Origin of the sequence: Neorhizobium sp. DAR64862/K0K3 (assembly GCF_050500185.1) — a bacterium.
Classification (GTDB): domain Bacteria; phylum Pseudomonadota; class Alphaproteobacteria; order Rhizobiales; family Rhizobiaceae; genus Neorhizobium; species Neorhizobium soli.
The window spans coordinates 65,001-91,284 of record NZ_CP191450.1; the positions used below are offsets into that span (position 1 = coordinate 65,001).

Consider the following 26,284-nt stretch of genomic DNA (forward strand, 5'->3'; position numbering starts at 1 on the left):
TGAGGATATGCACGCAAGTGTATGTGGTAGCGGAGCGTTCCGTAAGTCTGTGAAGGAGGACCCGTGAGGGCCTCTGGAGATATCGGAAGTGCGAATGTTGACATGAGTAACGATAAAGGGGGTGAGAGACCCCCTCGCCGAAAGACCAAGGGTTCCTGCTTAAAGTTAATCTGAGCAGGGTTAGCCGGCCCCTAAGGCGAGGCAGAAATGCGTAGTCGATGGGAACCACGTTAATATTCGTGGGCCTGGTGGTAGTGACGGATCGCGTAAGTTGTACTTCCTTATTGGATTGGATGTGCAGCGGGGCGGTTCCAGGAAATAGCTCCACCGTATAGACCGTACCCGAAACCGACACAGGTGGTCAGGTAGAGCATACCAAGGCGCTTGAGAGAACTATGTTGAAGGAACTCGGCAAATTGCACGCGTAACTTCGGAAGAAGCGTGACCCCTTTTTACGCAAGTGGAAAGGGGTGGCACAGACCAGGGGGTAGCGACTGTTTATCAAAAACACAGGGCTCTGCGAAGTCGAAAGACGACGTATAGGGCCTGACGCCTGCCCGGTGCTGGAAGGTTAAAGGGAGAGGTGCAAGCTTTGAACTGAAGCCCCAGTAAACGGCGGCCGTAACTATAACGGTCCTAAGGTAGCGAAATTCCTTGTCGGGTAAGTTCCGACCTGCACGAATGGCGTAACGACTTCCCCGCTGTCTCCAACATAGACTCAGTGAAATTGAATTCCCCGTGAAGATGCGGGGTTCCTGCGGTTAGACGGAAAGACCCCGTGCACCTTTACTATAGCTTTACACTGGCATTCGTGTCGGCATGTGTAGGATAGGTGGTAGGCTTTGAAGCGGGGACGCCAGTTCTCGTGGAGCCATCCTTGAAATACCACCCTTATCGTCATGGATGTCTAACCGCGGTCCGTTATCCGGATCCGGGACAGTGTATGGTGGGTAGTTTGACTGGGGCGGTCGCCTCCGAAAGAGTAACGGAGGCGCGCGATGGTGGGCTCAGACCGGTCGGAAATCGGTCGTCGAGTGCAATGGCATAAGCCCGCCTGACTGCGAGACTGACAAGTCGAGCAGAGACGAAAGTCGGTCATAGTGATCCGGTGGTCCCGCGTGGAAGGGCCATCGCTCAACGGATAAAAGGTACGCCGGGGATAACAGGCTGATGACCCCCAAGAGTCCATATCGACGGGGTTGTTTGGCACCTCGATGTCGGCTCATCGCATCCTGGGGCTGGAGCAGGTCCCAAGGGTTTGGCTGTTCGCCAATTAAAGCGGTACGTGAGCTGGGTTCAGAACGTCGTGAGACAGTTCGGTCCCTATCTGCCGTGGGTGTAGGAATATTGACAGGATCTGTCCCTAGTACGAGAGGACCGGGATGGACATATCTCTGGTGGACCTGTTGTCGTGCCAACGGCATAGCAGGGTAGCTATATATGGAAGGGATAACCGCTGAAGGCATCTAAGCGGGAAACCCACCTGAAAACGAGTATTCCCTATCAGGGCCGTGGAAGACGACCACGTTGATAGGAGGCGTGTGGACGTGCAGTAATGCATGAAGCTTAGCCTTACTAATAGCCCGATTGGCTTCATCGTTCTCATTGACTATGCTCATCAAGGTGCTGCGCACCTCGATGATGACATCTGTTTTGTCCTGACGCGTGAAAAAACGCTCCGGACGGGCCGTGACACTGGTCACGACGGCCTCTGGCCTTGCGGAGCTGCGCTCCGACAAACCAGACGGCAAACAAGACGTGTTCAACTAAGACAAATGGGGGTTCGCCTCCGCCAGCTTCTCGACATAACGTTGCAATGGTCGCCCATTGCCACGCATACATTGCCCTTAATCGACCTGGTGGTCATTGCGGGGTGGCTGCACCCGTTCCCTTTCCGAACACGGCCGTGAAACACCCCTGCGCCAATGGTACTCCGTCTTAAGACGCGGGAGAGTAGGTCGCTGCCAGGTCTATTAAAGGCAATGCCATCCATAAGGATGGAACAAACAATCTTCTCATACACGAAAACAACCGGCCCCTGGCCAAACCAAGGGCCGCTCCCAAAGCGGCCTTTTGTCGTTGCCGGGGTTTAGAATTGCCGAAGGGACGTCTGGCTCGTAGTCGGTGCGTCCCTCACAGGAGACAAATCCTTCGCATTTGCTCCGGCACTACACGTAAACCGCAACGCGGTTTACGCAGACGCGAAATTTGGCAAAGCCAAATTCGCTTGGCGCGGGGTGGAGCAGCCCGGTAGCTCGTCAGGCTCATAACCTGAAGGCCGCAGGTTCAAATCCTGCCCCCGCAACCACCGAGACTTGTAACAGCATCCATTGCTGCTCACGCTCGGCCAGCAAGGCTTCGCAGCGGTGCAGGAATTTTGTTCTGTCGGCAAGTGACTTGAACTCTCCAGCAAAACGTATGCGGGCGAACTGCGAAGATTGTTGATGCCGCAGGTCACACGAGACCTCACGCCAGGCTTCCTGGGCGGCCAGAATCGCGGCGAGGCGACCGTGAATGGTCAGTTCCGCCGTCTTGCCACCCGACGATGGCGCGATGACCACCTTTTGCACGAGCTGGCGGGTTATCGATATCCAGGTCTCCTCGACACCGTTCTCTCGGGTTGACAGCATGGTCTTGACGGCGGCTATCGCGCCTTTGAGCAAGCCAGCATTGAGGGGTGGGCTCACGGCAGGCGTGGATGTGGTCGGTGCGGAAGTCAACTTCGCGGCCAATGACAGTCGCTGCTGTTCCAGTTCATCGAGCATATGATCAAGTGCGGGGATAGCAGCGTGCCCTGCCATCAGACGTTCCGCGATCTTCTCGCCGATTGCCTTTTGCTTCGTTTCAATCGTTTTGATCTCGCCACGGAGATGTTCAGGCTCCACCAGTGCCCGTTGCTGTCCGCGTTCGACGGCCGCCTTGATGTTGCGGTTGATCCGGTCGAGATTGTCGGCACCCAGCAAATTGTCCGGCACGGCGGACACGACCCGCTCTTCCAGTTCGAAGCGGCTGATGGTCTTGCTGTTGGTGCAGACAATTCCGCCGAGATGGTCGATCGGCAGCTTCTTCTGCCGGTTTGTACACCCATATCGATCCTTCGCCATAATGGCATAGGGCCCGAAACAGTGAGCGCATTCGAGGATGCCGCTCAGCAGATATTGCGGCCGGTGAGCCTTGTTCAGGCGGTTTGTTGTCGTATGGGAAAAGCTTTGCTCGACTTCCATCTGCCGCTTTTTGACCGCGGACCAGAGCGCATCGGAGACAATGCGCAGCTCGGGTTGTCCGCTTACGACCCATTCATCTTGATTGTTCGGGCGCGCAACCCGCCTCTCGCTATCGGGATTCTTGCGGTATTCGCGCCGGTTCCAGACCACTCTGCCGATGTAGAGTTCGTTGTTCAGGATCCCGGTACCGCGGCTGACATGTCCGCGAATGGCCGTGTCGCGCCATTTGGCTCCGCGTGGTCCAGGTACGGCCGGGACACGGCTGTTGAGTTCGACAGCAATGTCTTTTGGCGAACGGCCCTTGGCGTATTCCTCGAAAATCCAGATGATGATACGGGCTTCGGCGTCGGCGACCTCGCGCAGACCTGGAATGCGGTCTCCGCGTTCGTCATAGGCCTGCTTTACGCGGTATCCATAGGCAATGCCGCCGGCAGCCTTACCCTTCTGAACGGTGGTCCTCATACCTTCGCGCGTACGGTAACGTCCTTGCTCAACGGTCTCTTGACTGAGGACCGCGCTGAGGTGCATCTCGATATCGGATATGCGGGCGTTGGCTCTTGCGGTCCAAATCTCGACATCGTGATAGCTCAGCTTTTTGCCGATCTGCGCGCCGTGGGCAACGTCACGCGAGAGCCGGTCGACCGACAGGCAAAGCACGATGTCAGTGCCGCCGCGTTCTACACGCCGCAGCACCTGCTGGATGCCGGGCCTGCGCTTGTAGCTCGTGCCACTGACGGCGCTGTCGTGAAGGGTGTCGACGAGACGCCAGTCGTGCTGGGCAATGGTTGCCTGACACCGTTCAAGCTGCGTCTCGATCGACTGATCGTCCTGGCGATCGGTCGAATAGCGTGCGTAAACTAGGACATTCTTGGTCATGGAGCCCCCTTATCAGGTGGTACCTAGGGAGAAGCCAGGCCCGATACAAGCGATGGGCTCCGGTGGCGGGCGTAGATACTAAAGGCCTCGCCGATACAATCGCAAACGCCGTTAAATGAAGTAACGGGGGGAGATATCCCACTTGCCTGAAAACGACGTTTGTGAGAGTCCCCTAGGTCAAATGGTTCCATCCTTCGGTGCATCGGTGTCGCCGTCGTTGATGTGATTGCCTGCCCAAAGATGTGGTTTGCGGTGGAAATCCCAGCCGCCATCGACATAGCGGTCGATGAGATCCCCTAGCGCCCGGTCTGACGCCGCCGGATCAAATCCTTGCTCGACCAGTTTCTCTAAAATCGCTACCTCGACTTTGTTCATCCGGGCCGGATTTCCTTCCCGCTCGGCGAGCTTCGATGTGTTGACAATCAACCACTGCAGCGCGATCCGAGCGATATCGTCGCGGCCGGGGCGTCGTTGCATCTTCTGCTCATCGCGATATTCCTGTTGCCTCGCTCTCTGCTCTCGCAGTCGTGTCGCCTTGGATTTAGCCATCATCGCCTCCCGCAAACGCCGTTCGCCCGAGAATCGAATCTATCGTTCGTTGAATCGATGACTGTCGATGTTGAGACGAAAAAGATTGCGCATGGAGCACGGCAGACAATCGGGTCGGAGCATGGCCGCTAAGGGAGGCTGCCGCATACCGGATGAAGTCGATGGCCTGATTGGTCATTGTCATGGCCATTCAACTCCGTTCAAATGGTCAACAAAGGCGATGTCAGGAAATCCCTGGCGGAGCACCTTGATCATCCAGTCACAGGTGTCCATCTCGGAAAAGCGTCCAGGCTCATAGGGAACGAAGATCCCTGGAAGATATCTCGCCTGGTGGACTGACATCCAGCAGAAGCCCTCAAAACAAACAGCGTCATTCTCACTACGCGGATCTGATCGGATGAACGCTGCGGTCGCGTCCCGCGTTATCGTCTGTACTGCTTTGGCCGTATTTTTTTTGACGGAGACGACGAAGCGGGGGGTGCGCCCGTAGTCCTCCTCAAAAATCTGCATCTGATACGAATAATCGAAAATGCATCCGTCATCGATGGACACCAGTGTTCTGTAGATGTCGATGTACCCGGCAAGGTCCGGATGGGGCTGCACTAACTTACCCAGAAGTCGCACCGAGCCCGCCTTGAAGCGGCTCAAGGTCTTTGTCGCAAGGCTCTGGAGCGCGGCTTCGTGTTCCCTAGACAGCGTGGATACCCAGTCGCGGTCAAATGCGTCGCCGGTGCAGGCATTCTCCTTGATGTCAGTCGACGTCAAGGTCAAAGTGATGTCCGTGCCGACGGGCACCGGCTGGCTGCCGTAGATGACAGCATCGTCACTTAGAAATGGCTGGATTTGGCCAAACGAGTTTGACTTGTTGGTGTTGAGATCGTGCCTCAGCTCCATGGTGTGAGTTCCATGCTGACCAGTGGATAGAGTTCGGTAGTTCTCATCGAAAAGGAATACGAAATCGTATATATGCGCGCGGGCGCGACTGAGGTTAAGCGCTTGTTCATTTGGGGAGATCTGTGTTGAAACCTTAATTAGGCTGTGGCCAATCCGTAAGTCTGTCAAGTGTAAGAAAATCTTCTGGTAGCTTCTCCCAACCAAGGACTGGTTTGGATACCTTGTGTCTGGGCGACCGGGCTCACCTTTCCCTGGGGGAAGACAATAAAAGCCTCCAAACAGGTCTCGAACACATGGTGGGTTGAATCTGCGGCAAACGCGGTTACCGTTTGAATCGACTATATCCAATACGGAATCAGTAAAGTCGAAGCCGGTGTTTGACCGAGAAGCGCCGACGAATATATTTGAATCGCGTACTGCCCGCCTCGAATCGGAAGTATCAGGCTTTGAATCGACGGTGTGCAAAGTATTTTAACGTAAGTTAACGTGTCCTGATCTGCTCGTGCGGTAGCGCACGGTATCTTACGTTCGGATGCGTGCAATACGTTGGCAAGACCCATAAAATTGCTGCGTCTTACCCAGTACGGGGCCAAAGTCAGCGCCGCAAAGTTGCCCCCCGGACATTCGCGTCCGGGGTGTCGAAGCTGTCAGGCTTCGCGCTTCGTTTTATGCATTGTTGAGCGTATCGCACTGAGATGTGCCTGGCTCCGCAGTTCAGCTTCGATTGCTGAAACCCGTTCGGGCGACAGTCTGCCGGTAACAATCAGTTCCTCAATCAATCGGTCGATCAACAACCGTTCCTCCGAGAGGATCGCGCTGGCGCGTCGCAGTTCCATCTTCAACACGTGATCAACGCGAGCGCGAAGGTGGGGGTCGTTCCGCCGCAGACGCTCGAGATCGTCGTCATCGGCTACTTTGCTAAAAAGCAGCCTCTCACCCATTCCGAACTGCGTCTCCGCAAGCGTTGCCAATCGTGTCGCCATGCCGAGATCAGAGCGATCATCGCCGCCCGCGCCGTCTCCAGTCGTTCCGAGTATCAGTTGCTCTGCCGCGATGCCTGCGAGGCAGACAGCTATTTGATTGAGATAAAATTTTTGATCGCGGCGTTGAAAAGGGGTCATTTCGAAGACCGCTTGCCCGCCGGTCGATATCGACCGACCCGCCAGGACGCGATCCGCAAGCTCCGTTCCGAGATATATGCCGTGGTTGAGACGCAGCCCAACAATCGTGTGCCCGACCTCGTGAATTGCATTGGCTCGCAGGTACGCTTGGTCGAGTCGAACAACTTCCGGCAGTGCGGCGGCGACATCACCCAACAGGACATCCCTTCCCGCGCGCCGGGCAATCCGCTTGGCGTCGCGTACAGCCTTTGCGAGATCCGCTCCGGACATGCCCTCGGTGCATGCGGCCAGCGCCGAAAGATCGCCAACCGAAATTGTCTGATTCAGTTGCTGATTAAGGAGAGCGATCCGATCCGACGCATCGGGCAGGGGGACCTCGACATGCTTGTCCAGCCGTCCCGCCCTGACGATCGCGGGATCGATACGCCCTGGATTGTTAGTCGCGCCGACCACGATAACGCCCTCGCGACCCTCTATCCCATCAAGGCATTCGAGTAGCGCATTGATAACTTGAACGGAGTAGTCGCGACGATCATGCGTGAAGCTGTTTCGGTCGCCGAAACTATCCGCCTCATCAATGAAAAGGATCGAAGGCGCTTCATCCTTTGCACGCGCAAAATCCCTGCGCATGGCCTTGAGCAGGTCGCCGAGATGACCGCATGCTTGCCACTGCCCGAGAGACGCCGCGATCAGATTGGCGTTGCATTCCTTTGCCAGTGCTTTGGCGAAGATTGTCTTTCCGACGCCGGGCGGCCCGGAGAGGATAATCCCGCGATCGACTTCCGACCATGGCAGTTCACCTGCCGACCATGCCTGGAGATCCTTAGCGAGATTGAGGCCCCATTGTTTGGCAGCGCCGTAACCGAACATCCGGCCAAGCCGCAAGGTGTCAGAATCGGATCTTGCCTTCGGCATTTGGTTGGCGGCGCTCTCAAGGCGCACGAGCACATCCCGCGCCTGGCGGCGCGGTCGCAGTGTCGCCCAGACCAGCTCTAACGGATGGGCGAGGATTTGTGCTGCCTCGTCCAGACTCATCTCGACGCTATTGACCACACGCAAAGCAGCCTGCAGGTCGCGGGCAGAGATTTGAGGCAGATCGAGGATCGCGTCGGCGGCGAGCCGCAAGGGCGCGGGTATGGCTGCATGGCTCTCCGCAAAGGCAAGCAGGCGCTCCTTCGACTGATACTGCTCGGCAAAATCCGACAGGATCGTGCTTTCCTTGCGCTCTGTCCGGATTGAGAAATAGTCGAGGTTGTCACGGGCGTAGCGTTCTTGACCGCTGTGGAGAGCATCGATCGCACTGCACTTGTAGTAGCCGGTATCATACCCCTCTGGGACGATGAGAATGACAAAGCCCTGAGACCCCCGCAGGAAAGCACGGTTCTGCCTGAGTGTCCGGATGAGGCTACAATAGAGCGCATAATCTTTGACCGAAGTCATGCGGCGTGGGCGGCGATTGTGGCGAGGCATCTTTTTTTGCATGTTTAGTTCCTGTCTGCGGCAAGCGGCCACGATGACATGCCTCCTCGGCGAGCGAGGGTGCGACGCTCGGTACGACGGGAGAACGTGCTGGGATGTCGGAAAGATAGCCGAGGGCGCGCCGGAGCGGCGGCTCCGGACGCAGTCGGGTCAATGATCAATGACGGATTGAGGCGGTTTAGTGGATCGCGCTTGGGCCCGGTCGATAGAGCCCGACCGTGACCGTCCGTATCGGGGTCGTCGTCTTGCGTGGCCTCCCGCGTGGTCGTTTAGCCTGCGGTCCGGTCACAGGGGCTGGCTCCGCCTTAGCCGCGTTGCCCACGATAATATTCCCAGCACGTCCTACCGCATGCCGGATTGCCCTGGACCACAGCTCCGAGATCCCGCGCCGATATGCGGCGATGGCCGATTGCGCGATGACCCCTGCACCGGGCACCCCGGTCAGTTCATCGAGGCGAACCAGGGACCAGATCCCTTCGGTCACGTCGCTGTCCGTTCGTGACCCATCAATGATCGCCACGGAAACATGCTTGACCGCAAGGCGCTGGTGATCGCGCCACAGGATATCTGGCAGCACGAGACCTGCTGCCTGCATCCTGTTCTTGAGTTCGCTGAGCTTGGAGCCACCGAAATAGCCCCCGAGGCTTCGTTTGACGTCGATGACGATGGCTTCGGCCGTTCGACGGTTGGCCAGCACAAGATCGGGATGGTAGTGACGCCGCGATCGTCCCTCTGGATCCAGCGATAGTGAGCTAATGGTCCCTTCATCCGAATTGCGCTCGATCAGTGCCAATGCCGCATCGGACACCGGCAACTTCAATCCGCTGAGGACGACGAGATCACCATTGCGCCGCGCGAGAGCGATAACAATGCTCTCAAGGAGGCGGCCTTCATCGACGGTAATGCTGCGACCCAGTGCTGCCAAGCCTTCGGAATTTCCGGAAACCGCTTGTCGAGTGGCTTCTTGATGCATGGTGCGTTCCAGTGCTTCCTGCATCAGTTGATAAATATCGCCCGGGATAGGGGTACTTGCTGACGCGTTGCAGCATTCGGCCACAAGGCCGGTCAAAATGTTTGTCATGGAAAATCCTTGCCTGAAACTCAGTGAGCGACGCTCGAACGCGCAGATCCCGAAACGGTCGCGCAAGACATTGCGTCTGGCACGTCAGCCGATTGAGGCATGGACAGCGTTGTGGAGAACGAGATCGCTGATGCTTTCCTGCGAACAAAACTAGAGGTAAGGGTCATGTAGCCCGATTCCTTCTAACCAAGGGTAAGGGTAAGGCTCTCGTTCGGTGTTACTAGCACCGGCGAGAGCCGCTATTACGAAAGCCATGTTGCTCGCGCCGGGTACCTATAGATTCGAATTGTCGAGCTGGCAATTCTGCGGCATAACTTCCATATGGTATGGTTAATTTTTGGCTGGACGGTTCGCGAGAAGGATAGAGGCGAGGACGTTTTGCTCTCGGCTACTCCAGACTGTTCGTCGGCCTTAACGCGTCCGGGTTCGGCTCCAATATGGCTGCCCGGTCGATTTGCTGGCGCAGTGCGGGTCCGGGCCACTTCCATTTTACATCGAGGGCTGTTCGCGAAACTTGCTTATCGCCTCGAGCGTGAAACGCAGGCACCGCTCCTCCGTTGGTCCATCCTCTAAATCTTCACCCGCACCCTCGCGGCCAGTCTCTGCGTGGAGCCAGGCGCCAGATTGCTGGCCGCGCTGAATGATGAATGTTAGCAGCCCTGCTTCCAACAGCAAACGCCAACGATACCCATCGACCGTGCCCGAACCCAGTAGCTGCTCCGCTTCCACATCCAATGCTTCGACGTCAAATCGCTGTGTGGCCTCAAGGCGCTCCAGACATTCATTGCTGATGTCGTAGTCGTCAAAATCGTTGAGCCTGGGAAACCCGGCTTGCTCATTTGGCACCCACAACCACGTCATAACATAAGCGCCATTGCGCGTCCGCTCGATCGGTGCGTCATCATGCACATGAACGAAATCGCTGAAGCAGTCGGCGGCCCTCCGGAACGCGGCAGCATCGGCAAGCGGAAGGGCTTTCAGCTTTCCCACAATCGAACGGTGATCCACCCTGTCCAAAACGCCTGCGACTTCTTCTTTGTCTAGCTCTACCCACATTGTTGCGTTCCGTTGCGATGTCCACAGACAGGCTCACCCAATATTCTGTCGGTCGCAACAGCCTTTTTGAATGAGTTCGAGGCCGGCCTTATTGACGAGGCATGCCGTGGGAGGTGGATAGAGGTCGTCCCATTTATCGTTCGAGGCAGACTATGATGGCCTGGAGAAGGTCTAGGTTCCATGTTCACGTCCGGCGGACAGGCGGCACGTTGGACTGTCGACAGGTTGAATGTGATATAAGTAAGATTGTATGGAGTTGGCCGATGCTCCTTGGGAAAGAGTAAGGGAAGTTGATCGCGCTCATAAAAAATAAATTAACAATATCATTTACTTGATATTTCGACCGCTGGGATCCTCAATTTGGTGATTGACGGGCAGAGAAATTGGCCGAACACTTTTAAGTATTGCCACTCCCGGAAATTCAATATGCCTCGTCATCCTCTGAACGCATCCATCAATTAACGCATGGAGCGAGATCCCAAAACTCTTATTATTGTCGATGCTCTCGTGAACCAAAGATTATCTCCAGTGATAGACATTTATGATCTCGCGGAACATACCGGATTAAACTTCGACGACAGATATCAGGCTCTGGCTTATATGCGGCATGCTTGCCGGATTATCGTCGACCGCGAAAAGTTCAGTTTGCTGCTCATCACCTGTGACAGCCAGGTCTGCCTTGGACAGGTCGATCGATCACGCGGCGAAACCGAAGATGAATGCGGCGTTGCGCTTTCTAAAATTGCAGCCGATTACGTCAGGCAGTGCGCGGCAAAAAATACCGAGATCGAGTCTCTCGACATCATCGCGATGCCGCTGGGCCAATATCAGGCTGAGCATGGTATGGTCGCCGACCAATATGGCGTCTCGCTTGGATCTTATCCCTCCGACTACCTCGAGGATATGCAAGCCGCATTCAGCCTGTTGCTGCCTGACGCGGCATAGATCCGACTCCCAGTCACCTTCCAATCCTTATCGAACAAATTAGTCGGATCTGCCTGCCCGGTGGTCCGCAGGAGAACCTATGTCTGCATATCTCAATCTAGTCCTGAACAAAAAAATCCTCGCAACGACGAAAGTCGGCGATGGCACTCATGATGCTCTTGAGCAAGCCGAACGCATGATCAGCAATCTGGATCACTTCATCAACATCGAAGAAGGGCGACACGAGATCATTGATCTGCCTGCGCCAGTTGATCGTGAATCGGTGCCCGAATGGATCACTCCTTTGAGGCTTGTGACAACAGCCGAGCCGCCACGAGGCCGAAAGATCAAGGATAAACGCCGGGTTGCGCCCGATCGCTGGATTGGCATTCGTGACCATTACATTCTCATAGACAGGTTTACCCGGCCGTTCGCCGAGACGCTTAACAATGCCTTTGTAGAAGGTCGCGATGTTTACAACGACAGCACCATTAACGAGTTGCTCGCGGCCAGCTTCGACGCATTCGTCGAGCACTGGAATCTGCCGGTTGCCGAACTGGTCAAGGCGTTCGTCCTTCCAGCCCCTTATGCTTGGAGGCTTGAGAAAAACAGCATTCGCATTGTGCGGGAAAGCGAGGGGTCGCTTCATCTAGCGTCGGATACCACCCCTTCTGTCACGCTGCACTAGAGAGCTGGCCGGTCTTTGCGGAGGCCACGTCTTCTGCAAAGCGGCGGCAAAATTGCTCGTCTTTTTCAAACTCCAAAAAGGAAATACGCCATGTTAACCGATCACCATGTTCATGACCTGCCGCTCCTAAGCCTTATGTCCTCCGAACTCGGGCGTGGATCGAGTCTCCAGATGATGCCAAGCCTGCCTGACAGTCGCATGACGATCACCAGTACCTCAGACGCACGCTGGTATGCGATCGATCCAGACCTTAAGCGCGCTAATGAGATGTTCCTGCGGAAGCAGCGCCTCTTTTTTGACGAGTTTGCAGAGAGTTGCCTGAGAGGCTTCCGGCGCATCTTCCCCCGTGTGGCACGAACATCAATAATTTCTACCGCAGGTCAGCTTGTCGTCACCGGCGACCACGTCGAATATGCCGGTGACATCATCATGATCGGCTATCGCGACGGCTCTCGGCAGTATTTACCATACCGGCATCCGTTCGGTGTCACGCGCCGCCAGGAGACTTGGAATATGGTGTCCAGAGACATAGAGAGCCATGGCATAACAGGCCACGATGCGTTGATGTCACTCGTTGATGCGGCTTCGCACTGGGCGGCAAGTCGGGATAAAAAATGGCGACTGAGCTTCTTTGATCCCACCGGCTTCTGCTGGACCGGCACAATCTGCCCATTCGCACTCGATGAGGACCCGGACCACACACTGTATGCTCTCCCAACCAAAGACACCGGAGGTGGGATGCTGGACCCCTTCGCCTCGGTGTATTGATCTGTGGCGAGCGCCCGTCAGTATACGTCAGTCGCCGCAGGAATATGCTTATAATTGTGTAATGAGCTTATGTAAAAAGCTACGAATTACATTTCTCACAATATAATCAACAATTGCTGTTCATTATTTTACTTTTTGGTATGACCATCGATAAGAGATACTTATCGATGGTTAGCGAACTAACACGCAATCATGCCATGTGAGGAACTATAATTTTCTTATAGCGTTCGTTTAGGAACTCATTTACCATAATTTCAATGGCTTACGATCTCGCAAAAATCAGCATGACGACATTGATGTGGCCTGCGTTCGACGCCGGCGTCGCGTTGACCCGTCTCGACGAGCGCATTGCCCGCTCGCCGGTCGGCGTGGGCTTGATCGAGCGGCAAAACTTTGCCGATGCCTGTGCCTCGCTGTGGATCGACGGCGAACTCGTTCACCTTGAAGACCTCGTCCTCCATGACGCTACCCGCGATATTCGCACGCCCACCCATGAGCTTACAATCGCCCGCGATGTCTTGCGCACCCGCCGGCGCATTTCTGGCCAGTCACCCGGCTGGGCACTTTCGGCCGACGGCATTCGATCACTGAGACAGACGTCAGAAGTCATGGCGACCACAGCAGACTCGGAGGACGTGCTAGGCTCCACCAGACGTGTGATTGCGACCGATCCAGAAGGGGATGGGGAAGATGTCGATGACATCGAGAACCTTCCTGGCGTCGACTATGCCGCAATCGATGCGGTGCTCGCCCGATCGGAGGCTGCAATCGAATACGCAACGCGGCCCGGCCGTGGCGGCGCGGCAGACAGAGACGAACTGGTCTATGATCTCGACTGGGACGAGGATGCCCGGCTGGAGGAATGGCGCGGCGTGCTGCGACAGGTCGAAAACTTGCCGGCGGTGCTGCAGGCCATTGTCGCCCTCGACGCCTGGAACGAGCTGGCCGTCCTGCAGCACGCGCCGTGGCTCGGCCGGCTGTTGTGCGCCTCGATCCTGCGTCAGGCCGGCGTCACCACCGGCGGCCATCTCGCCGCCATCAATCTCGGACTGAAAACCATTCCCGTCGATCGGCGCCGGCATCGCGATCGGGAGACCCGGCTGCTTGCCATCGCTCACGGCCTGATCGCAGCCGCCGAGCTCGGTCTGAAAGAGCACGACCGGCTTGCGTTGGCGCGCAAGATGTTCGAGCGAAAGCTGGAAGGACGCCGGACGTCTTCAAAGCTGCCGGAGCTGGTCGAGCTGGTTATGGCGAAGCCACTGGTATCGGCCGGGATGGTAGCCAAGGAGCTTGGCGTCACGCCGCAGGCGGCGCGGCGGATCGTTTTGGAGATGGGCTTGAGGGAGATGACGGGCAGGGGGAGGTTTCGGGCATGGGGGATTATTTGAAAGGTGCCCTTGCTGCGTTGGAACCGTTAGCTGCATTCTTGAGGATTTTTCGTATCCGTTGCTCGGACGCCGTCAAACTCAGAGGGCCATCAACAAGAATCGCATCACTTGGAAAAATCCCGTTTTGCCCGCAACTTTAAATAAGTTATCGGTAGTCATTCGCGCGTCATCCTGCGAATAGGGTCTTTGAGAACTTGGAGCCTTAAGAGCTTGGTTGGTTACCTTTTAAAATTTGCAAGGACACTTGCTGCGATCACATCAAGATTTACTCGACGCCGTAACGACGAAGGTGACATATCACGGTTCGTTGACCTTGCTCCAACCGATAAAGCAGATCCGGCCGGTGTATATTCAAGCGCTTTGATTGAGGCGACTGAGAATCCTCGTGTGATGAATATCGCTCTCACCGGACCGTACGGGTCCGGGAAGAGTAGCATAATTAAGTCGTTTCTAAAGCTCTACAGGCGCCCGGTTCTACAGATCTCGCTCGCGGCGTTTCTGCCTGAAGCCGTAACCCCGGGCGGCGGAGTGAGCAAACAGGAGATTGAGCGAAGCATACTCCAACAAATGCTCTACGGCGCCGACGCGAACCGGCTGCCGCTCTCTAGGTTCAAGCGTATCCAGTCGCCTGGCCGGTGGTCGGTTGTTGCTTCATTTTTTATTGTCATAGGCGTGTTCGCCTGCTGGCACCTGATACAGAAGCGCGACGCGATTATAGCCGGCGACTACTTCCGTCCGTTCGACTTGACTAACTGGTTTAATCTGGCCGCCTTTGCGGTTGGTGGAGCGTTTGTATGGCTTGTCTTCCACCATATCTACGTCACAAGTTTTGGGATTTCGTTCAAAAGCATCTCGCTCAAGGATATCGAAATCACTCCTAAGGCGGCGAGTGAGGAATCAATCCTAAATCGTCACATGGACGAGATCATATACTTCTTCCAGTCAACGAAATATGACCTCGTGGTCATCGAAGATCTGGATAGATTTAACAACGCCGAGATTTTCGTTACTCTTCGTGAGATCAACAGCCTGGTAAATGCCAATTTAGGCAAGAAGAGAACAGTCCGTTTCCTTTACGCTCTTCGCGATGACATATTTGTAAATACGGATAGAACGAAGTTCTTCGAATTCATAATTCCTGTCATACCTATCATCAACAGTTCAAATTCTATCGATATGGTATTGGAGCAGGGCAAGCGGCTGTCACTCGACAGCAGGCTAGACAAACAATTTCTGCGGGAGGTTTCGAGATACCTAGATGACCTGAGATTAATTCAAAATATATTCAACGAATATACAATATACGCTGCTAGCCTCGAGACAGATGACGAAATCAATTTAAACGCGAATAAGCTGCTGGGAATCTTGATTTACAAGAACGTTTTCCCCAGTGACTTTGAGAAGCTCCACCGCGGCCAAGGCAATCTTGCACAAGTTCTCCGTAGTCACGACCGCTACGTCGCCGCTAGCGAAGCCCGCTACGCCGCTAAGATCTCCGAGATTGAGAAGTTCGTGGACCTTAGCGAAAAACAACTGCCGACCGACCTGAACGAATTACGCAGAATCTATGCGATGGCTCTAATCGAGCAGCTTCCCGCGAATTATGGAAGTATCTCGTCAGATCAAAGCAACTACATTCCAGTGGCTGATTTGGTTAAACACGAGCGATTCGAGGATTTCCTTAATGCGAGCCAAGTTTACGTCAGAAATCCAAATGGATACCAGCAGCAAGTATCGCTCTCTGGTTTCCAGAAAAAGGTTAACTCGAATAGGACTTTTCAGCAACGCAAAGAAGATGTCGAAAATAAAGGCACGTCATTTAGGAACGCGGCATCCAAGAAAGTTCAGGAGATAAGAGGCAAGCTTTCTAATGTCCGGATGGCGAAATTTAATGAAATAGTTCGAGACGGCTTGGACGAACTGGATGACATTTTCGACGCTTTTGGGGACCGCGCCGAATTGGCTCGGTTTCTCGTCCTAGAGGGATTCTTGGACGATACCTACTATCAGTATACTTCGTTATTCCATTCGGGACGCCTGTCGCCAAGCGATAACAAGTTTCTGATCCAGATTCGCAGCTTCAGCAATCCGGGTCCAGATTTTCAGATCGACAACCCGAAGGAAGTCGTTGCCGCAATGCGCGACGAGGACTTCAGCCGGAACTACGTGCTCAACGTAGAGATCGTCGACTGCCTACTTTCTGATCCATTGTTGTACGCGGCGCAGACAAAAAAGCTGCTCGAATTCATCGCATCCGATTTTGACGACTGCGCGGATTTTTTTGCAACCTACTACGTCCGTGGGCGCGGGGTGCCAACGCTGATCACGAGGCTGACTCGATCGTGGCCGGGTTTCGTGACGGCTGCGATAGAGAGCTCCGCCAACCTTACACATGTGGCCCGCATCATAACCCATCTGCCTGAAACCAACTTGAAGAGTGTCGCCGGCAAAAATCCAGCGCTGGCTGAATTTGTGTCTGAGAAGCTACCCGACATTCTGGCTCTCGGGATCGACTTCCCCCCAGAACGGTTAGAACTTCTCGGGATTGAAGCCACCGATCTGTCTGCGATAGAACGCCATCCCGGTTTCATACGCGTGATATTCGACCGAGGGCTCTACGAGCTTTCGATCGAAAACCTTGCTTTCATATTCCGAACCGTCCTTGATATTAACGCGGGCGCCAGGCCACGGGAGCAGAGTTACACTGTGATGCTGGAGGCAAACAGTGCGCCGCTTCTAGCCAAGGTAAACGACCATTTCGGTAACTATCTGGAAAACGTCCTCCTCCGTCTGCCGGACAATCGCTTTGAAAGCATTCCTGCCATTCTAAGTGTCCTCGGTCGGGGAGATGTTGATCTCGAGCAGGTGGTAGCCTTCCTTGAAAAGCAGACGATTTTGTTACCGACCTTGGATCAGGTTCCCCAGAACCTCCATGCGGCGCTTTTCAGGACCGAGAAGATCGAGCCGACTTGGGATAATTGCTTGTCTTTCCTCGGCAGCGAAAGATCCGACGCAGATATCCTCACGCAATTCTTAAACAGACCCGCTACATTGGCCGCGCTTGCGGATCACTGGGTTCCAGATGGGGACCAGGCACGCTCGTTGCGCAACTTCATCATCGAGAATGATCAATTGAGCGCACAAGCCTATGCCACTTATGTCAAGGTACTTCCGAGGCCCTTCAAAGCATTCCCAAAAGGCCTCGGCTCTGAAAAGACCGGAATCTTGGTTGATTGCAACCGGGTAAGCTTTTCAGCGGCGAATCTTTCCCATCTTGGCAACGACCTTCCTTTGGCCGTCAAATTCGTGGCGAAGAACATCGACGAATACTTCAAGGTCGAGGGGGAGTGCGAACTGGACGACGATTTCCGAGAAGCGCTGCTGGAATCGAATATATCCGACGAAAATCGACTGAAAATAATGCGCGCGATGGACCTGAGCTTGCTGGAGGGAATGCCAGCCCGCGCAGCGATTATTGGAAGGATTTTTTCTCGCACTGGCGTCGTGACCGAGAACTTAGGGGTGGGCGCCGCCCGCGCGGTAATCCTGAAATCTCGCCCGTTCGATACGCAGATACAGTTGTTCAACTTGGTTCATGAGAAATTCGAAGACGACCAGGTGCGGGAGATATTGCAAGCACTTCCGGCGCCACTGCCCGATATCAAGCCGGGATGGCTTACGCCGAAGCTTGAAGGCAACGAGGCAAACCTGAAATTCGTTACGTGGTTAAAAAGTCGAGGGTTCATTTCGTCTTGGAAGCAGGGCGGACTGTTAGACAACGACATACGCATGAACCTATTCAGAAAGTGAGGCGTCCGCATGACGCCAGCCTCGCGATTTGATAGGCGGCAGGCAGGCCGAGCCAATTTTTCAAGGAGAAGTGAGGAACTTGGACATTTCCTGTCTCATCCCGTGCGATTTTTCGAGATGCGTGAAGTGTGGGGACGTTCCGCCTGCGTAAGCACGCTCTCGACACCGACGAACTCGGAGGTTTGCAGCCATCATAGTTCTCGCGGAGCTGGTCGACGCTCACGCCCTTCTTCCTGAACCAGAATTCGCGCTGAGCGGAGCTGCTGGAAAAGATGATGTGGACGCTTCCGCTCTTTCGGCAGGAGGCAATCTGTGCCCGCGATCAGGTCGAGCTTGACCGCAAGCTGATGGCCCAATGGATGGGCAAGCTCGGCTACGAGCTGGATATTCTGGCCGACCACATCCTCGCCGAGATCAAGACTGCTGAGCGTATCTTCGCTGATGAGACAACGTTGCCCACATTCGCGTCCGGATCCGGATCGGCCAACAGGGCCTGGCTATGGGCTTATCCACGAGATGACAGACCCTTCGGTGGCAGTGGCCCGCCGATGGTCGCCTATCGCTTCGAAGATAGCCGCGCTGGCGATCGGGTCGCCCGGCATCTGAGTGGCTATCGCGGTATTTTCAGGTTGACGGCCATGGTGCCTATAACAAGCTTGCCAGATCTGACGGCGGCAATGACGGCGTGATACTGGCCGGCCGTGTCGCGGCGCGCCGGGCGACATCTGTTGCGGTTGTCACGGAGCTCTTCACCCTGTGGCAGAAAACCCTGCCGTGGATCTCCGGCAAGTCGAAGCTGGCCGAGGCTATCCGCTATGCCACCTAGCGTCGCTCCATCTTTGAACGCTTTCTCACCGACGGCCGCATCGAGCTTGACAACACTAGTTGAGCGCGCAATCAGGCCTCAGACGATCACGAGAAAGAACAGTCTCTTCGCCGGCAGCGATGTCGGCGGATGAACTTGGGCGACGATCGCTACGCTGCTTGAGACGGCGAAGATGAACAAAGGCGATCCGCAGGCTTGGCTCACCCAGACCCGCGAGCGCATCGCCAAAGGCTGGCCCAGCATCGATTTCGATGCACTTATGCCCTGGAATTACGAGCGCTGAACGGTTTCAGCTTGCCGCTTACTGATCATGATTGTCTCCCTCAGCTTGATCACCAAAATCCCCCTTCCGACCATCGGAAGGAGTATCGGCGATGACGCCCCGCAAGACCGGCGGCCGCAGCACGTGGGGAAGATGCAAACGGCACTATTGGGGAGTATTGCTCCGATACTGACACCGCGAACGCGTCGGATGGGCCTTAACCTTCGTAGCCGCAGCCTATGATCTGGTGCGGTTGCCGAAGCTGATGGCGGTGTCGCCATGAGCGCCGCTTCCAACTGTCACCTGATCGGTCGCTGGCGGATCGTCGAGGCCGATCTGTGGGATCGCGGTTATCTCGACCTGGTCGATCCCGCCACGATCAAGATCGGAGCCAACGGACATGGCGAAATCGCATTCGGGGCAATGCAGGCCGGCTTCGATCTTGGCTACAGCGTAAGCGCTGTGTCGCTCGCACTTTGTCCACCATGCTTTGTCTTTTCGAAGGCTTGCACCATGAGGAGGCGGCAAGTTCGCGCCAATGGGAAGATTTTGGCTTCCGCAAAACTCCCTGATGTCCGACGCCGCAACAGTCGGCCAAACAAGTGTCGCTAGGTTAGGGATTTTCGCGATAGTCGCTCCAAGAAAGTTGCTATTAAGCGTGGCGATGATAAACAGGAATTCCGGCTCCATTCAAAAAGGAAGATGTTATGCCGGATTTTTCCACTTTCATGCTGTTTGCCGCTGCGTCACTTGTGCTGACTGCCACACCCGGACCAGACATGTTGCTCATCGCCTCTCGTAGCGTGAGCCAAGGACGCTCTGCCGGGTTCCTCACATATGCAGGAATAGCTGTCGGCACATACTGCCACGCTATCGCTGCGGGGCTTGGTCTGTCACAGCTCTTTCTTGCAGTTCCCATTGCCTATGAAGTCGTTCGATGGGCGGGCTGCATCTACCTCATTTATCTTGCCTATAAGACCGTTCGTTCGGAAGGAGCAGCTTTCGCACCATCTTCCGCGCTCAAACGCCTCTCAAACAGGCGGATATTCACGGAAGGTCTCGCTACAAATATTCTCAATCCGAAGATGGCGCTGTTTGTGCTGGCACTCTTCCCGCAATTCGTTGCCCCTTCGGGCGGCTCGATGCTCGTGCAAATGGTCCTACTCGCCACTGTCTTGAACGCCGTTGGCTTCCTTGTGAATGGCACGGTAATACTTTTGGGAGGCCACATCCGGAATCGACTTTCCGCCATGCGCCGCTTTCCCAAGCTTCCTCAGTTTCTGCTTGCAACCGTATTCGCTGGATTGGCGTGCCGGTTGGCCCTCAGCACCCGACCTTGACCTGTTGAACGAAGGCCGGTCTGTAGCGACAATCGAAGTTTCTCGCCCGAGTTTTGCAAGGATATGATGTCCACCTCAGGTCGGATAAATTTTTGGGCCGGTTGTTATCCTGCCTGATAGTTCCACGGTAGGAGGACATCAATCTGCCTCTGTTTGTGGCCATTGACGATGGCGGTGAGAGTGCTGGCCAGGTAGGCCATCGGATCGACGGCATTGAGTTTGCACGTTTCAATGAGTGACGCGATGGTCGCCCAGTTCTCCGCTCCCGCGTCGTGCCCGGCGAAGAGAGCATTCTTTCGATTCAAAGCAATCGGCCGGATGGTTCGCTCGACGCTGTTGTTGTCGATCTCGATCCGGCCGTCGGTCAGGAAGAGCTTCAAACCATCCCAGTATTTGGTGATGTAGGCCAGAGCCTCGCCGAGTTGGGATTTCGTCGCAACACGGGCACGGTGATGAACGAGCCACGTCTGCATGTCGGCGACCAGCGGCGCTGATCTTTCCTGCCGTCCAGCAAGGCGAGCTTCCGGGTCAAGGCCGCGCAATTCGGCCTCGATCCGATAGAGTTCACCGATCCATTTAACGCCGTCTTCTGCAATTGGTGCTGTTCCGTTGCGAGTAATCTCGACCAGCTTGCGACGGGCGTGTGCCCAGCAGTAGGCAAGCTGAATGTCCGGGCCGATGCGGTTTGGGGCGATCAGCCTGTTGTATCCGGCATAGCCGTCAACTTGCAGGATGCCGGAGAAGCCCTGCAATATCCGTTCGGCATAAATGCCCCCGCGACCGGGAGCATAGGTGAAGGCCACCCCTGGCGGAGCACCGCCGCCCCACGGCCGGTCATCCCGCGCGAGCGCCCAGAAGTAACCTGTCTTGGTCTTGCGGGAGCCAGGATCGAGCACCGGAGCACAGGTCTCGTCCATGAACAGCTTGGTCGAGTGCTTCAGGTCGGCAATCAGCGCATCAAAGACGGGACGCAGTTCGAACGCCGCCCGACCGACCCAGTCAGCCAGCGTGGAACGGTCGATATCGATACCCTGACGGCTCATGATCTGGGCCTGCCGATAGAGCGGAAGGTGATCGGCATATTTGGAGACCAGCACATGGGCGACGGTGGCTTCCGTCGGAAGCCCTGCCTGGATCAGCCGTGCTGGAGCTGGGGCCTGAACAACACCGTCGGTACAGGCGCGGCACGCATATTTGGGGCGACGGGTGACGATCACGCGGAACTGTGCCGGGACCACGTCCAGCCGCTCGGAAACATCCTCGCCAATGCAATGCATGCATCCGCCGCAGGCGCAGACCAGGCTTTCCGGCTCGATGATCTCTTCCACACGGGGAAGATGCTTTGGAAGGGAACCGCGATTGATCGCGCGTGGCTTGGCGGTCCTGTTCCCGACAGGAACGTCCGCTTCATCCTCGGCATGGATCGCGGCCATGGCCATTTCCAGGTCTTCCAGAGCCAGATCGAACTGGTCGGGATCGGTCTTCTCGGACTTGCGCCCAAAGGCTGCGTGTTTGAAAGCCGCGACCAGCTTCTCAAGCCGTTCGATCCGCTCGTCCTTGCGAGTGATCTGCGCGTCTTTGCCTGCCTCGCGCGCCTGTGCGGCAATCAGCATTGCCTTCAGGGCGGCAACATCATCGGGAAGATCGGCGGCATCAAGCATGGCCAGAACCTACCAAAATCCCGCTCGTTTGCCTTCGGAATCCGTCGCCCTGAGTCATCATGCCGCAGCTATTCGATAGCCTCCGGCGTTCTCGTCTGGACGGCATGAACCCGCCGCCAATCGAGGCCCGCAAACAGGGCCTCAAACTGGGCGTGGGTCAGCGTCATCAATCCATCCTTGATACCGGGCCAGGTGAAGCTGTGCTCTTCCAGCCTCTTGTAGGCCAGGACGATACCGGAGCCGTCCCAGTAGATCAGCTTCAGCCGGTCTGCCTTGCGCGACCGGAACACAAAGACCGTTCCGGTGAACGGGTCCTTGTGCAGCTCGTTCTTCACAAGCGCCGCCAGTCCGTCATGCCCCTTGCGGAAGTCGACTGGTTTGGTCGCTACCATGATCCGAACGCGGTTCGATGGAAAGATCATGTCGCCGCCGCCAAGGCACGCGCGATGGCGGCGATCCGGGCAACAGACGCACCTTCCTCAAGACGGATGGTGACAGGGCCGACGAGAATCTCGGCGCGGGAGACTGCTTTGGCAGCAGGCGGCTCCGGTGCGGGCATCTCGACAACCATGGCCGCGAATTCGACTGCGTCTTCCGGCTCCGGTAAAACCAGCTTGCCCTGCCGCGCCAGCGTTCGCCAGGACGACAGATGATTGGCTTTCAGCCCGTGACGTTCCGCGACCTCGTTCACCGTCATGCCCGGACGCAAGCTCTCTGAAACGATCCGTGCCTTGATGTCGTCTGGCCATTGGCGGTGAACCTCCCGTCGGCTCCGTCGCTTCGTGAGAACCTCCAACGTAGTCTCCATGGAGAAACTCCTTGTCGCTCATCCATGGAATGTCGATCACAGATCAGGCGGCTGCAGGCAATGTGGGGGCAGAACAGCGGTTACGCTACAGCCAAGGCCCTGTCCACTTCAGGTGGGCTGGATTTGATGAAATGGGCGAAGTCTCCGGCGACGGACACGCCGAACTGCTCGATGATGGCGTGATCGAGATCGTGCTCGCCTGTTACAACGGCGAAGAGGCCGTCCTCAAGGCCGAAAAGAGACTTCCTTAACAGCCTGCTAGTCGGCTTCGGACAGCCACATCGGAAGTTCTTTTAGAAGAGCTACCCCGAGGGCTTTCGCGGTCGTCTTGGGTATGCCATCTGCATAGTATCGGCTCGTGTCGAACTCTAGACCGACGCCGTAAAGGCGAAGCGCGGGGATTCCGCTCATCCATTTAATCGTCGAAAGAAGATGTTTTTCCAACATGTAGCCAGGATTGACAGACAACGTGGAGTCATCGACCGGTGCGCCGTCACTGATCATGATGATGATGGTTCTTGATTGCCCTATTTCCCGCGAGCGGTCGTAAGCCCAAAGAAGCGCTTCGCCATCTATATTTTCCTTCAGTAGGCGGCCAGAGGCCATGAGACCGAGGTTAGCATGCGTGTCCGTTGCTCCGCGCTCCGCACCTTTATAGATGATATGTCGCAGATCGTTCAAACGGCCCGGCTCGCTCGGTCTTCCATTCGCTAGCCATTTCTCCCGAGATTCTCCCCCTTTCCAAGCCCTGGTTGTGAAGCCGAGTATTTCACTTGGGATCGCTGCTTCCTCAAGAACCTCAACTATGACCTGAAGCCACGCGGCTACCAGGGGGATTCGGTCTTCTTCTCTCAGGCTTCCAGAGTTATCTACCAAGAAGATAACGACCGGCGGATTGGTGATAGCAAGGGATTTCAACGTCGATCTTGCTTCCAAGATGGGTCCGCTGTGGCCCTTCTTAAGAGCTCTTGTTTTCCGGGAGATCAGAGCTCGATGTTTAATCTCGCTGTCGTTGTCAATTAATTCCTCTGCACCGATGATCTCGTCGTGGGCCTTGGTGTAGGCGTAATAGGCAGAACGAATAGAAGACGGTTTTCTGGTTCCGCCTGGTGTTAACATCTCAGGGATCTCCGGAGAGTAGTCAGTCATATCAAGAGAGTAGGAAGTTTCGGGCGGCGGCGTTGGAGGCGTCGGCTGCTTATGCTGTTCGTCCGACGCTCGAATTTCCGATTCCAGCGACTTCATACTTGTTTTTATAGTCCGGGCCATCTGCGCGATTGACTGCTCAACCTCTGGAGCTTCGATGGGAGTGAAACGCAGGCTTCTCCAGTCAGCCCAATTCCGTTGCAAGAGGATGGCAGCGATACCATCAGGATTCTCGGCTCCAGCCTCGTTGATCTCATCAGACTCGAGGTAATAGATCGGAAGGATCAGCGTGTCTTTTCCGAGCTGCTTCTCTCTTATTGCAAATTTTTCGAACTCGTCTCGGCACGCTGAGCTGCGAAAATAGCTGGGAGTGATAATCGGGATCAGGAAGGTCACATTAAACAGCTCGGAATCCAGCCGCTCGCGCCACTGCTGGCCCCAGAGTACGTCCTTTTTATCTTGGAAGATCGCAAACGGGCGTCCCGTCTGCATGCGTACCTCGCCCTCCAAGCGCATACGAAGCGCTGTGATCCTCCCGCGCTCGTGATCGTCGTCGGCTCTGACATAGCTAAGAAAAGCAATAGGATCGGTGTCGTTCACTGATGGCCTTTATTGAGCGGAGGAAAGTTCGCGTTTGAGATGGCGACTGATTCAGTCATTTTGTTCAAACTATTGTCTCGTCCTCATCATCAGCGGATTCAAAGAGTTTGAGTGAGAGTTTCGTGCGTCTTTGCAGCCTGTTGACAATCTTTTCGCCGCGGTCGTTTAGAAATTGCTGGAACCTGCGGTAATCAAGCATGCTCCGTTCGATCAATGCCTCTTCTAGCAGAGCGTCATCAACTGGCTTGAGGAACTCGCGGGGATGCTTGTCGCTCTTATTTCGATTGATCCCGCGAGGAAGAAACCAGAAATTGGCGAGGTCGTCGATTTTTGCCCAATCGACGTTCTTCTCACTTAAAGTCCCTTTGGGGAAGATATGGTCGATTTCTGGAATGTTCCCGGAAAACGCAACCGTACCCCCCGCGTAGTTCTGCAAGAGTGCAAGAGCCAGTTCCCGGTTGCTGCCAAAAAACTGGCGGTCGGGGGACCACATGTTCGTTTTCCATCCAACGTGCTGAATACTCTTTTTCAGCGGAAATTTCCTCCCAGCTTTGATATCTGCGGTGTCGAATACCTCCCGAACGTACGCCGCAGTCCGACTTTCAACATGCTGCGAGAACACCTTTGAGAAGGCAAATAGGTAGATAGCCCGCGTAAGGTCCGTTTTTGCCGTGAGCGGAACAACGTTGCTTGGCGAGTGGAAGATATAATAGACCACGGGGACGAGAGTGCTAATGCCGCCTAGATACTTGATGTTGTCAATTTTACATTCTTGGCGAACGAAATCCCTCGATGAGCGTATCGCGTCGAAGCACCGAGCATAACTACTCCGAATTTTTTCGATGTTACCCCTGTCGCGCAACAGGTCGAAGTCAAGCCGCGTCCCCAGGCCCGCCACGCAAAACATGCATCGGATGACGAAGTCGTTGTCGAAAGACAGCCCACTTTTTGCGTTCAGCTCTGCAAGAAAGTTCGGGATCAATTCGCTCGCGTCCGGCCAATACAGACGCAACATGCTTACAATGAGATCCGAACGCTTGAGTGGGACGCCCTGGCGGTTCACCCGCACGAAAATCTCTAGAATATCGAATACGGTCTTTCGTTGGGTGCTTTCTACGGGAAGGTTCGCATCGATTATTTGTGTTTTCAGCAACTCCGTATTGTCGGAGAGGGCATACTTTGCTGTGGCAAGGTTGACCTCCACACGGAGCTTCTCCTCCTCGCCAAGTCCAAGAAACTCAGCAACTGACGCCCGCAATCGAGCTACCTCCATGGGGTTTAACGCGAGAATTTCTGAAAGCAGGAGCCAGTGTGATGCGGAAGCAGCACCGGTGTGTTCAGCCTCGTTTTCTGCTTTTGCCCGTTGACGATCAAAAAACTTAAACCGGTACTTCTGCTCGGAATAATCGTCAGAGTGCCTTCCACTGAGGATGTCGAAATAGAGCGCTCGCCCGCTGTAAGTGCCCTTCAGCGCCACATAGAGCGAGTTCAACCGCTGCTGCCCATCGAGGACCATTCGGATACGAGTTCCGTTGGGATTGTCGCTGAACTTGTGAACGGCGTCGACGTGATGATCCCTGACGAACCGACGGATTTGGATCGGCGAGTACGTCTCCCACAGAAGCGCGATTCCAACCGGATATCCCCTGAACAGAGAATCCAAAAGAACGGCGACTTGCTCTTCGCCCCAAACGAAATTTCGCTGTATCGCGGGTAAAACGATGTCGCCGTTATCAATTTCCTGAACGAGCTGCGTGACTGACAACAACTTCTCCTCTCGGTG

The 26,284-nt window shown here is 55.5% G+C and carries 19 protein-coding genes, 1 tRNA gene, 2 rRNA genes and 1 pseudogene (1 of these 23 running past the window's edge); 12 read left to right on the forward strand and 11 right to left on the reverse strand.

From position 1 onward, the window contains the following. The 3 genes from ACQY1L_RS17240 to ACQY1L_RS17250 all read left to right on the forward strand — a co-directional run. Positions 1-1,600, forward strand: a 23S ribosomal RNA gene (locus tag ACQY1L_RS17240) (it extends 1,365 nt beyond the left edge of the window). 255 nt (positions 1,601-1,855) lie between these two features. Further along, positions 1,856-1,970 (forward strand): 5S ribosomal RNA (rrf, locus tag ACQY1L_RS17245). A 261-nt stretch (positions 1,971-2,231) separates the two neighbouring features. Next, a tRNA-Met gene (locus ACQY1L_RS17250) sits at positions 2,232-2,308 on the forward strand. On the opposite strand, the gene ACQY1L_RS17255 is transcribed toward ACQY1L_RS17250, so the two are convergent. The 6 genes from ACQY1L_RS17255 to ACQY1L_RS17280 all read right to left on the reverse strand — a co-directional run bounded on the left by ACQY1L_RS17255 (position 2,265) and on the right by ACQY1L_RS17280 (position 10,280). Further along, positions 2,265-4,100 (reverse strand): recombinase family protein, encoded by a 1,836-nt coding sequence (locus ACQY1L_RS17255; protein ID WP_430262126.1) that lies wholly within the window; start codon positions 4,098-4,100, stop codon positions 2,265-2,267. The genes ACQY1L_RS17250 and ACQY1L_RS17255 overlap by 44 nt on opposite strands. A 177-nt stretch (positions 4,101-4,277) precedes the next feature. Continuing rightward, positions 4,278-4,649, reverse strand: a complete 372-nt coding sequence (locus ACQY1L_RS17260; RefSeq protein ID WP_156466551.1) for a hypothetical protein — start codon at positions 4,647-4,649, stop codon at positions 4,278-4,280. Between the two features lie 180 nt (positions 4,650-4,829). Next, the gene (locus tag ACQY1L_RS17265; RefSeq protein WP_430245033.1) at positions 4,830-5,543 is read right to left on the reverse strand and encodes a hypothetical protein; all 714 of its coding nucleotides are present in this window, start codon (positions 5,541-5,543) and stop codon (positions 4,830-4,832) included. A gap of 647 nt (positions 5,544-6,190) precedes the next feature. After that, a complete protein-coding gene (locus ACQY1L_RS17270; RefSeq protein ID WP_430245035.1) occupies positions 6,191-8,146 on the reverse strand; it encodes an AAA family ATPase in 1,956 nt (651 codons plus the stop codon). Between the two features lie 175 nt (positions 8,147-8,321). Beyond that, complete coding sequence (locus ACQY1L_RS17275) at positions 8,322-9,224, reverse strand: hypothetical protein (protein ID WP_430245037.1); 903 nt, start codon at positions 9,222-9,224, stop codon at positions 8,322-8,324. Positions 9,225-9,713: 489 nt separating this feature from the next. Continuing rightward, positions 9,714-10,280, reverse strand: coding sequence for a hypothetical protein (locus ACQY1L_RS17280; RefSeq protein WP_430245039.1), 567 nt, complete (start codon positions 10,278-10,280; stop codon positions 9,714-9,716). 528 nt (positions 10,281-10,808) lie between these two features. On the opposite strand from ACQY1L_RS17280, the gene ACQY1L_RS17285 reads away from it, so the two are divergent. The 8 genes and pseudogenes from ACQY1L_RS17285 (at position 10,809) to ACQY1L_RS17320 (ending at position 20,286) form a co-directional block, all read left to right on the forward strand. Beyond that, positions 10,809-11,225: a hypothetical protein gene (locus ACQY1L_RS17285; protein ID WP_430245041.1), complete on the forward strand. Its 417-nt coding sequence runs from the start codon at positions 10,809-10,811 to the stop codon at positions 11,223-11,225. A gap of 79 nt (positions 11,226-11,304) precedes the next feature. Next, complete coding sequence (locus ACQY1L_RS17290) at positions 11,305-11,892, forward strand: hypothetical protein (protein ID WP_430245043.1); 588 nt, start codon at positions 11,305-11,307, stop codon at positions 11,890-11,892. A 90-nt stretch (positions 11,893-11,982) separates the two neighbouring features. Then, a complete protein-coding gene (locus ACQY1L_RS17295; protein WP_430245045.1) occupies positions 11,983-12,660 on the forward strand; it encodes a hypothetical protein in 678 nt (225 codons plus the stop codon). Between the two features lie 248 nt (positions 12,661-12,908). Then, complete coding sequence (locus ACQY1L_RS17300) at positions 12,909-14,048, forward strand: RHE_PE00001 family protein (RefSeq protein ID WP_430246045.1); 1,140 nt, start codon at positions 12,909-12,911, stop codon at positions 14,046-14,048. Between the two features lie 210 nt (positions 14,049-14,258). Then, positions 14,259-17,858, forward strand: coding sequence for a P-loop NTPase fold protein (locus ACQY1L_RS17305; RefSeq protein WP_430262082.1), 3,600 nt, complete (start codon positions 14,259-14,261; stop codon positions 17,856-17,858). Positions 17,859-18,142: 284 nt separating this feature from the next. Next, positions 18,143-18,967: pseudogene (locus tag ACQY1L_RS17310) on the forward strand (IS66 family transposase); the annotation flags it as partial. Between the two features lie 258 nt (positions 18,968-19,225). After that, complete coding sequence (locus tag ACQY1L_RS17315) at positions 19,226-19,558, forward strand: hypothetical protein (RefSeq protein WP_430245050.1); 333 nt, start codon at positions 19,226-19,228, stop codon at positions 19,556-19,558. A gap of 95 nt (positions 19,559-19,653) precedes the next feature. Beyond that, positions 19,654-20,286, forward strand: a complete 633-nt coding sequence (locus ACQY1L_RS17320; protein ID WP_430241037.1) for a LysE family translocator — start codon at positions 19,654-19,656, stop codon at positions 20,284-20,286. Between the two features lie 104 nt (positions 20,287-20,390). On the opposite strand, the gene tnpC is transcribed toward ACQY1L_RS17320, so the two are convergent. The 3 genes from tnpC to tnpA all read right to left on the reverse strand — a co-directional run bounded on the left by tnpC (position 20,391) and on the right by tnpA (position 22,755). Next, a complete protein-coding gene (tnpC, locus tag ACQY1L_RS17325) occupies positions 20,391-21,947 on the reverse strand; it encodes an IS66 family transposase (RefSeq protein WP_430241036.1) in 1,557 nt (518 codons plus the stop codon). A 68-nt stretch (positions 21,948-22,015) separates the two neighbouring features. Beyond that, the gene (gene tnpB / locus ACQY1L_RS17330) at positions 22,016-22,369 is read right to left on the reverse strand and encodes an IS66 family insertion sequence element accessory protein TnpB (RefSeq protein ID WP_430241035.1); all 354 of its coding nucleotides are present in this window, start codon (positions 22,367-22,369) and stop codon (positions 22,016-22,018) included. Continuing rightward, a complete protein-coding gene (gene tnpA, locus ACQY1L_RS17335) occupies positions 22,366-22,755 on the reverse strand; it encodes an IS66-like element accessory protein TnpA (RefSeq protein WP_430241034.1) in 390 nt (129 codons plus the stop codon). The genes tnpB and tnpA overlap by 4 nt, the downstream gene beginning before the upstream one ends. An 11-nt stretch (positions 22,756-22,766) precedes the next feature. On the opposite strand from tnpA, the gene ACQY1L_RS17340 reads away from it, so the two are divergent. Further along, a complete protein-coding gene (locus ACQY1L_RS17340; protein ID WP_430245052.1) occupies positions 22,767-23,006 on the forward strand; it encodes a hypothetical protein in 240 nt (79 codons plus the stop codon). A 7-nt stretch (positions 23,007-23,013) separates the two neighbouring features. Here the strand turns inward: ACQY1L_RS17340 and ACQY1L_RS17345 are convergent, their stop codons facing one another. Both ACQY1L_RS17345 and ACQY1L_RS17350 read right to left on the reverse strand, forming a co-directional pair. After that, positions 23,014-24,501 (reverse strand): cobaltochelatase CobT-related protein, encoded by a 1,488-nt coding sequence (locus ACQY1L_RS17345; RefSeq protein ID WP_430245055.1) that lies wholly within the window; start codon positions 24,499-24,501, stop codon positions 23,014-23,016. Between the two features lie 64 nt (positions 24,502-24,565). After that, positions 24,566-26,266: a GmrSD restriction endonuclease domain-containing protein gene (locus ACQY1L_RS17350; RefSeq protein ID WP_430245057.1), complete on the reverse strand. Its 1,701-nt coding sequence runs from the start codon at positions 26,264-26,266 to the stop codon at positions 24,566-24,568. Between the last annotated feature and the right edge of the window lie 18 nt (positions 26,267-26,284).

Excerpts from the sequence above, each read along its gene's own strand:
- ACQY1L_RS17255 (WP_430262126.1), bottom strand. The coding sequence starts at position 4,100 with ATGACCAAGAATGTCCTAGTTTACGCACGCTATTCGACCGATCGCCAG.
- ACQY1L_RS17260 (WP_156466551.1), bottom strand. The coding sequence starts at position 4,649 with ATGGCTAAATCCAAGGCGACACGACTGCGAGAGCAGAGAGCGAGGCAA.
- ACQY1L_RS17265 (WP_430245033.1), bottom strand. The coding sequence starts at position 5,543 with ATGGAGCTGAGGCACGATCTCAACACCAACAAGTCAAACTCGTTTGGC.
- ACQY1L_RS17270 (WP_430245035.1), bottom strand. The coding sequence starts at position 8,146 with ATGCAAAAAAAGATGCCTCGCCACAATCGCCGCCCACGCCGCATGACT.
- ACQY1L_RS17275 (WP_430245037.1), bottom strand. The coding sequence starts at position 9,224 with ATGACAAACATTTTGACCGGCCTTGTGGCCGAATGCTGCAACGCGTCA.
- ACQY1L_RS17280 (WP_430245039.1), bottom strand. The coding sequence starts at position 10,280 with ATGTGGGTAGAGCTAGACAAAGAAGAAGTCGCAGGCGTTTTGGACAGG.
- ACQY1L_RS17290 (WP_430245043.1), top strand. The coding sequence starts at position 11,305 with ATGTCTGCATATCTCAATCTAGTCCTGAACAAAAAAATCCTCGCAACG.
- ACQY1L_RS17295 (WP_430245045.1), top strand. The coding sequence starts at position 11,983 with ATGTTAACCGATCACCATGTTCATGACCTGCCGCTCCTAAGCCTTATG.
- ACQY1L_RS17315 (WP_430245050.1), top strand. The coding sequence starts at position 19,226 with ATGAGCGCCGCTTCCAACTGTCACCTGATCGGTCGCTGGCGGATCGTC.
- ACQY1L_RS17320 (WP_430241037.1), top strand. The coding sequence starts at position 19,654 with ATGCCGGATTTTTCCACTTTCATGCTGTTTGCCGCTGCGTCACTTGTG.
- tnpC (WP_430241036.1), bottom strand. The coding sequence starts at position 21,947 with ATGCTTGATGCCGCCGATCTTCCCGATGATGTTGCCGCCCTGAAGGCA.
- tnpB (WP_430241035.1), bottom strand. The coding sequence starts at position 22,369 with ATGATCTTTCCATCGAACCGCGTTCGGATCATGGTAGCGACCAAACCA.
- tnpA (WP_430241034.1), bottom strand. The coding sequence starts at position 22,755 with ATGGAGACTACGTTGGAGGTTCTCACGAAGCGACGGAGCCGACGGGAG.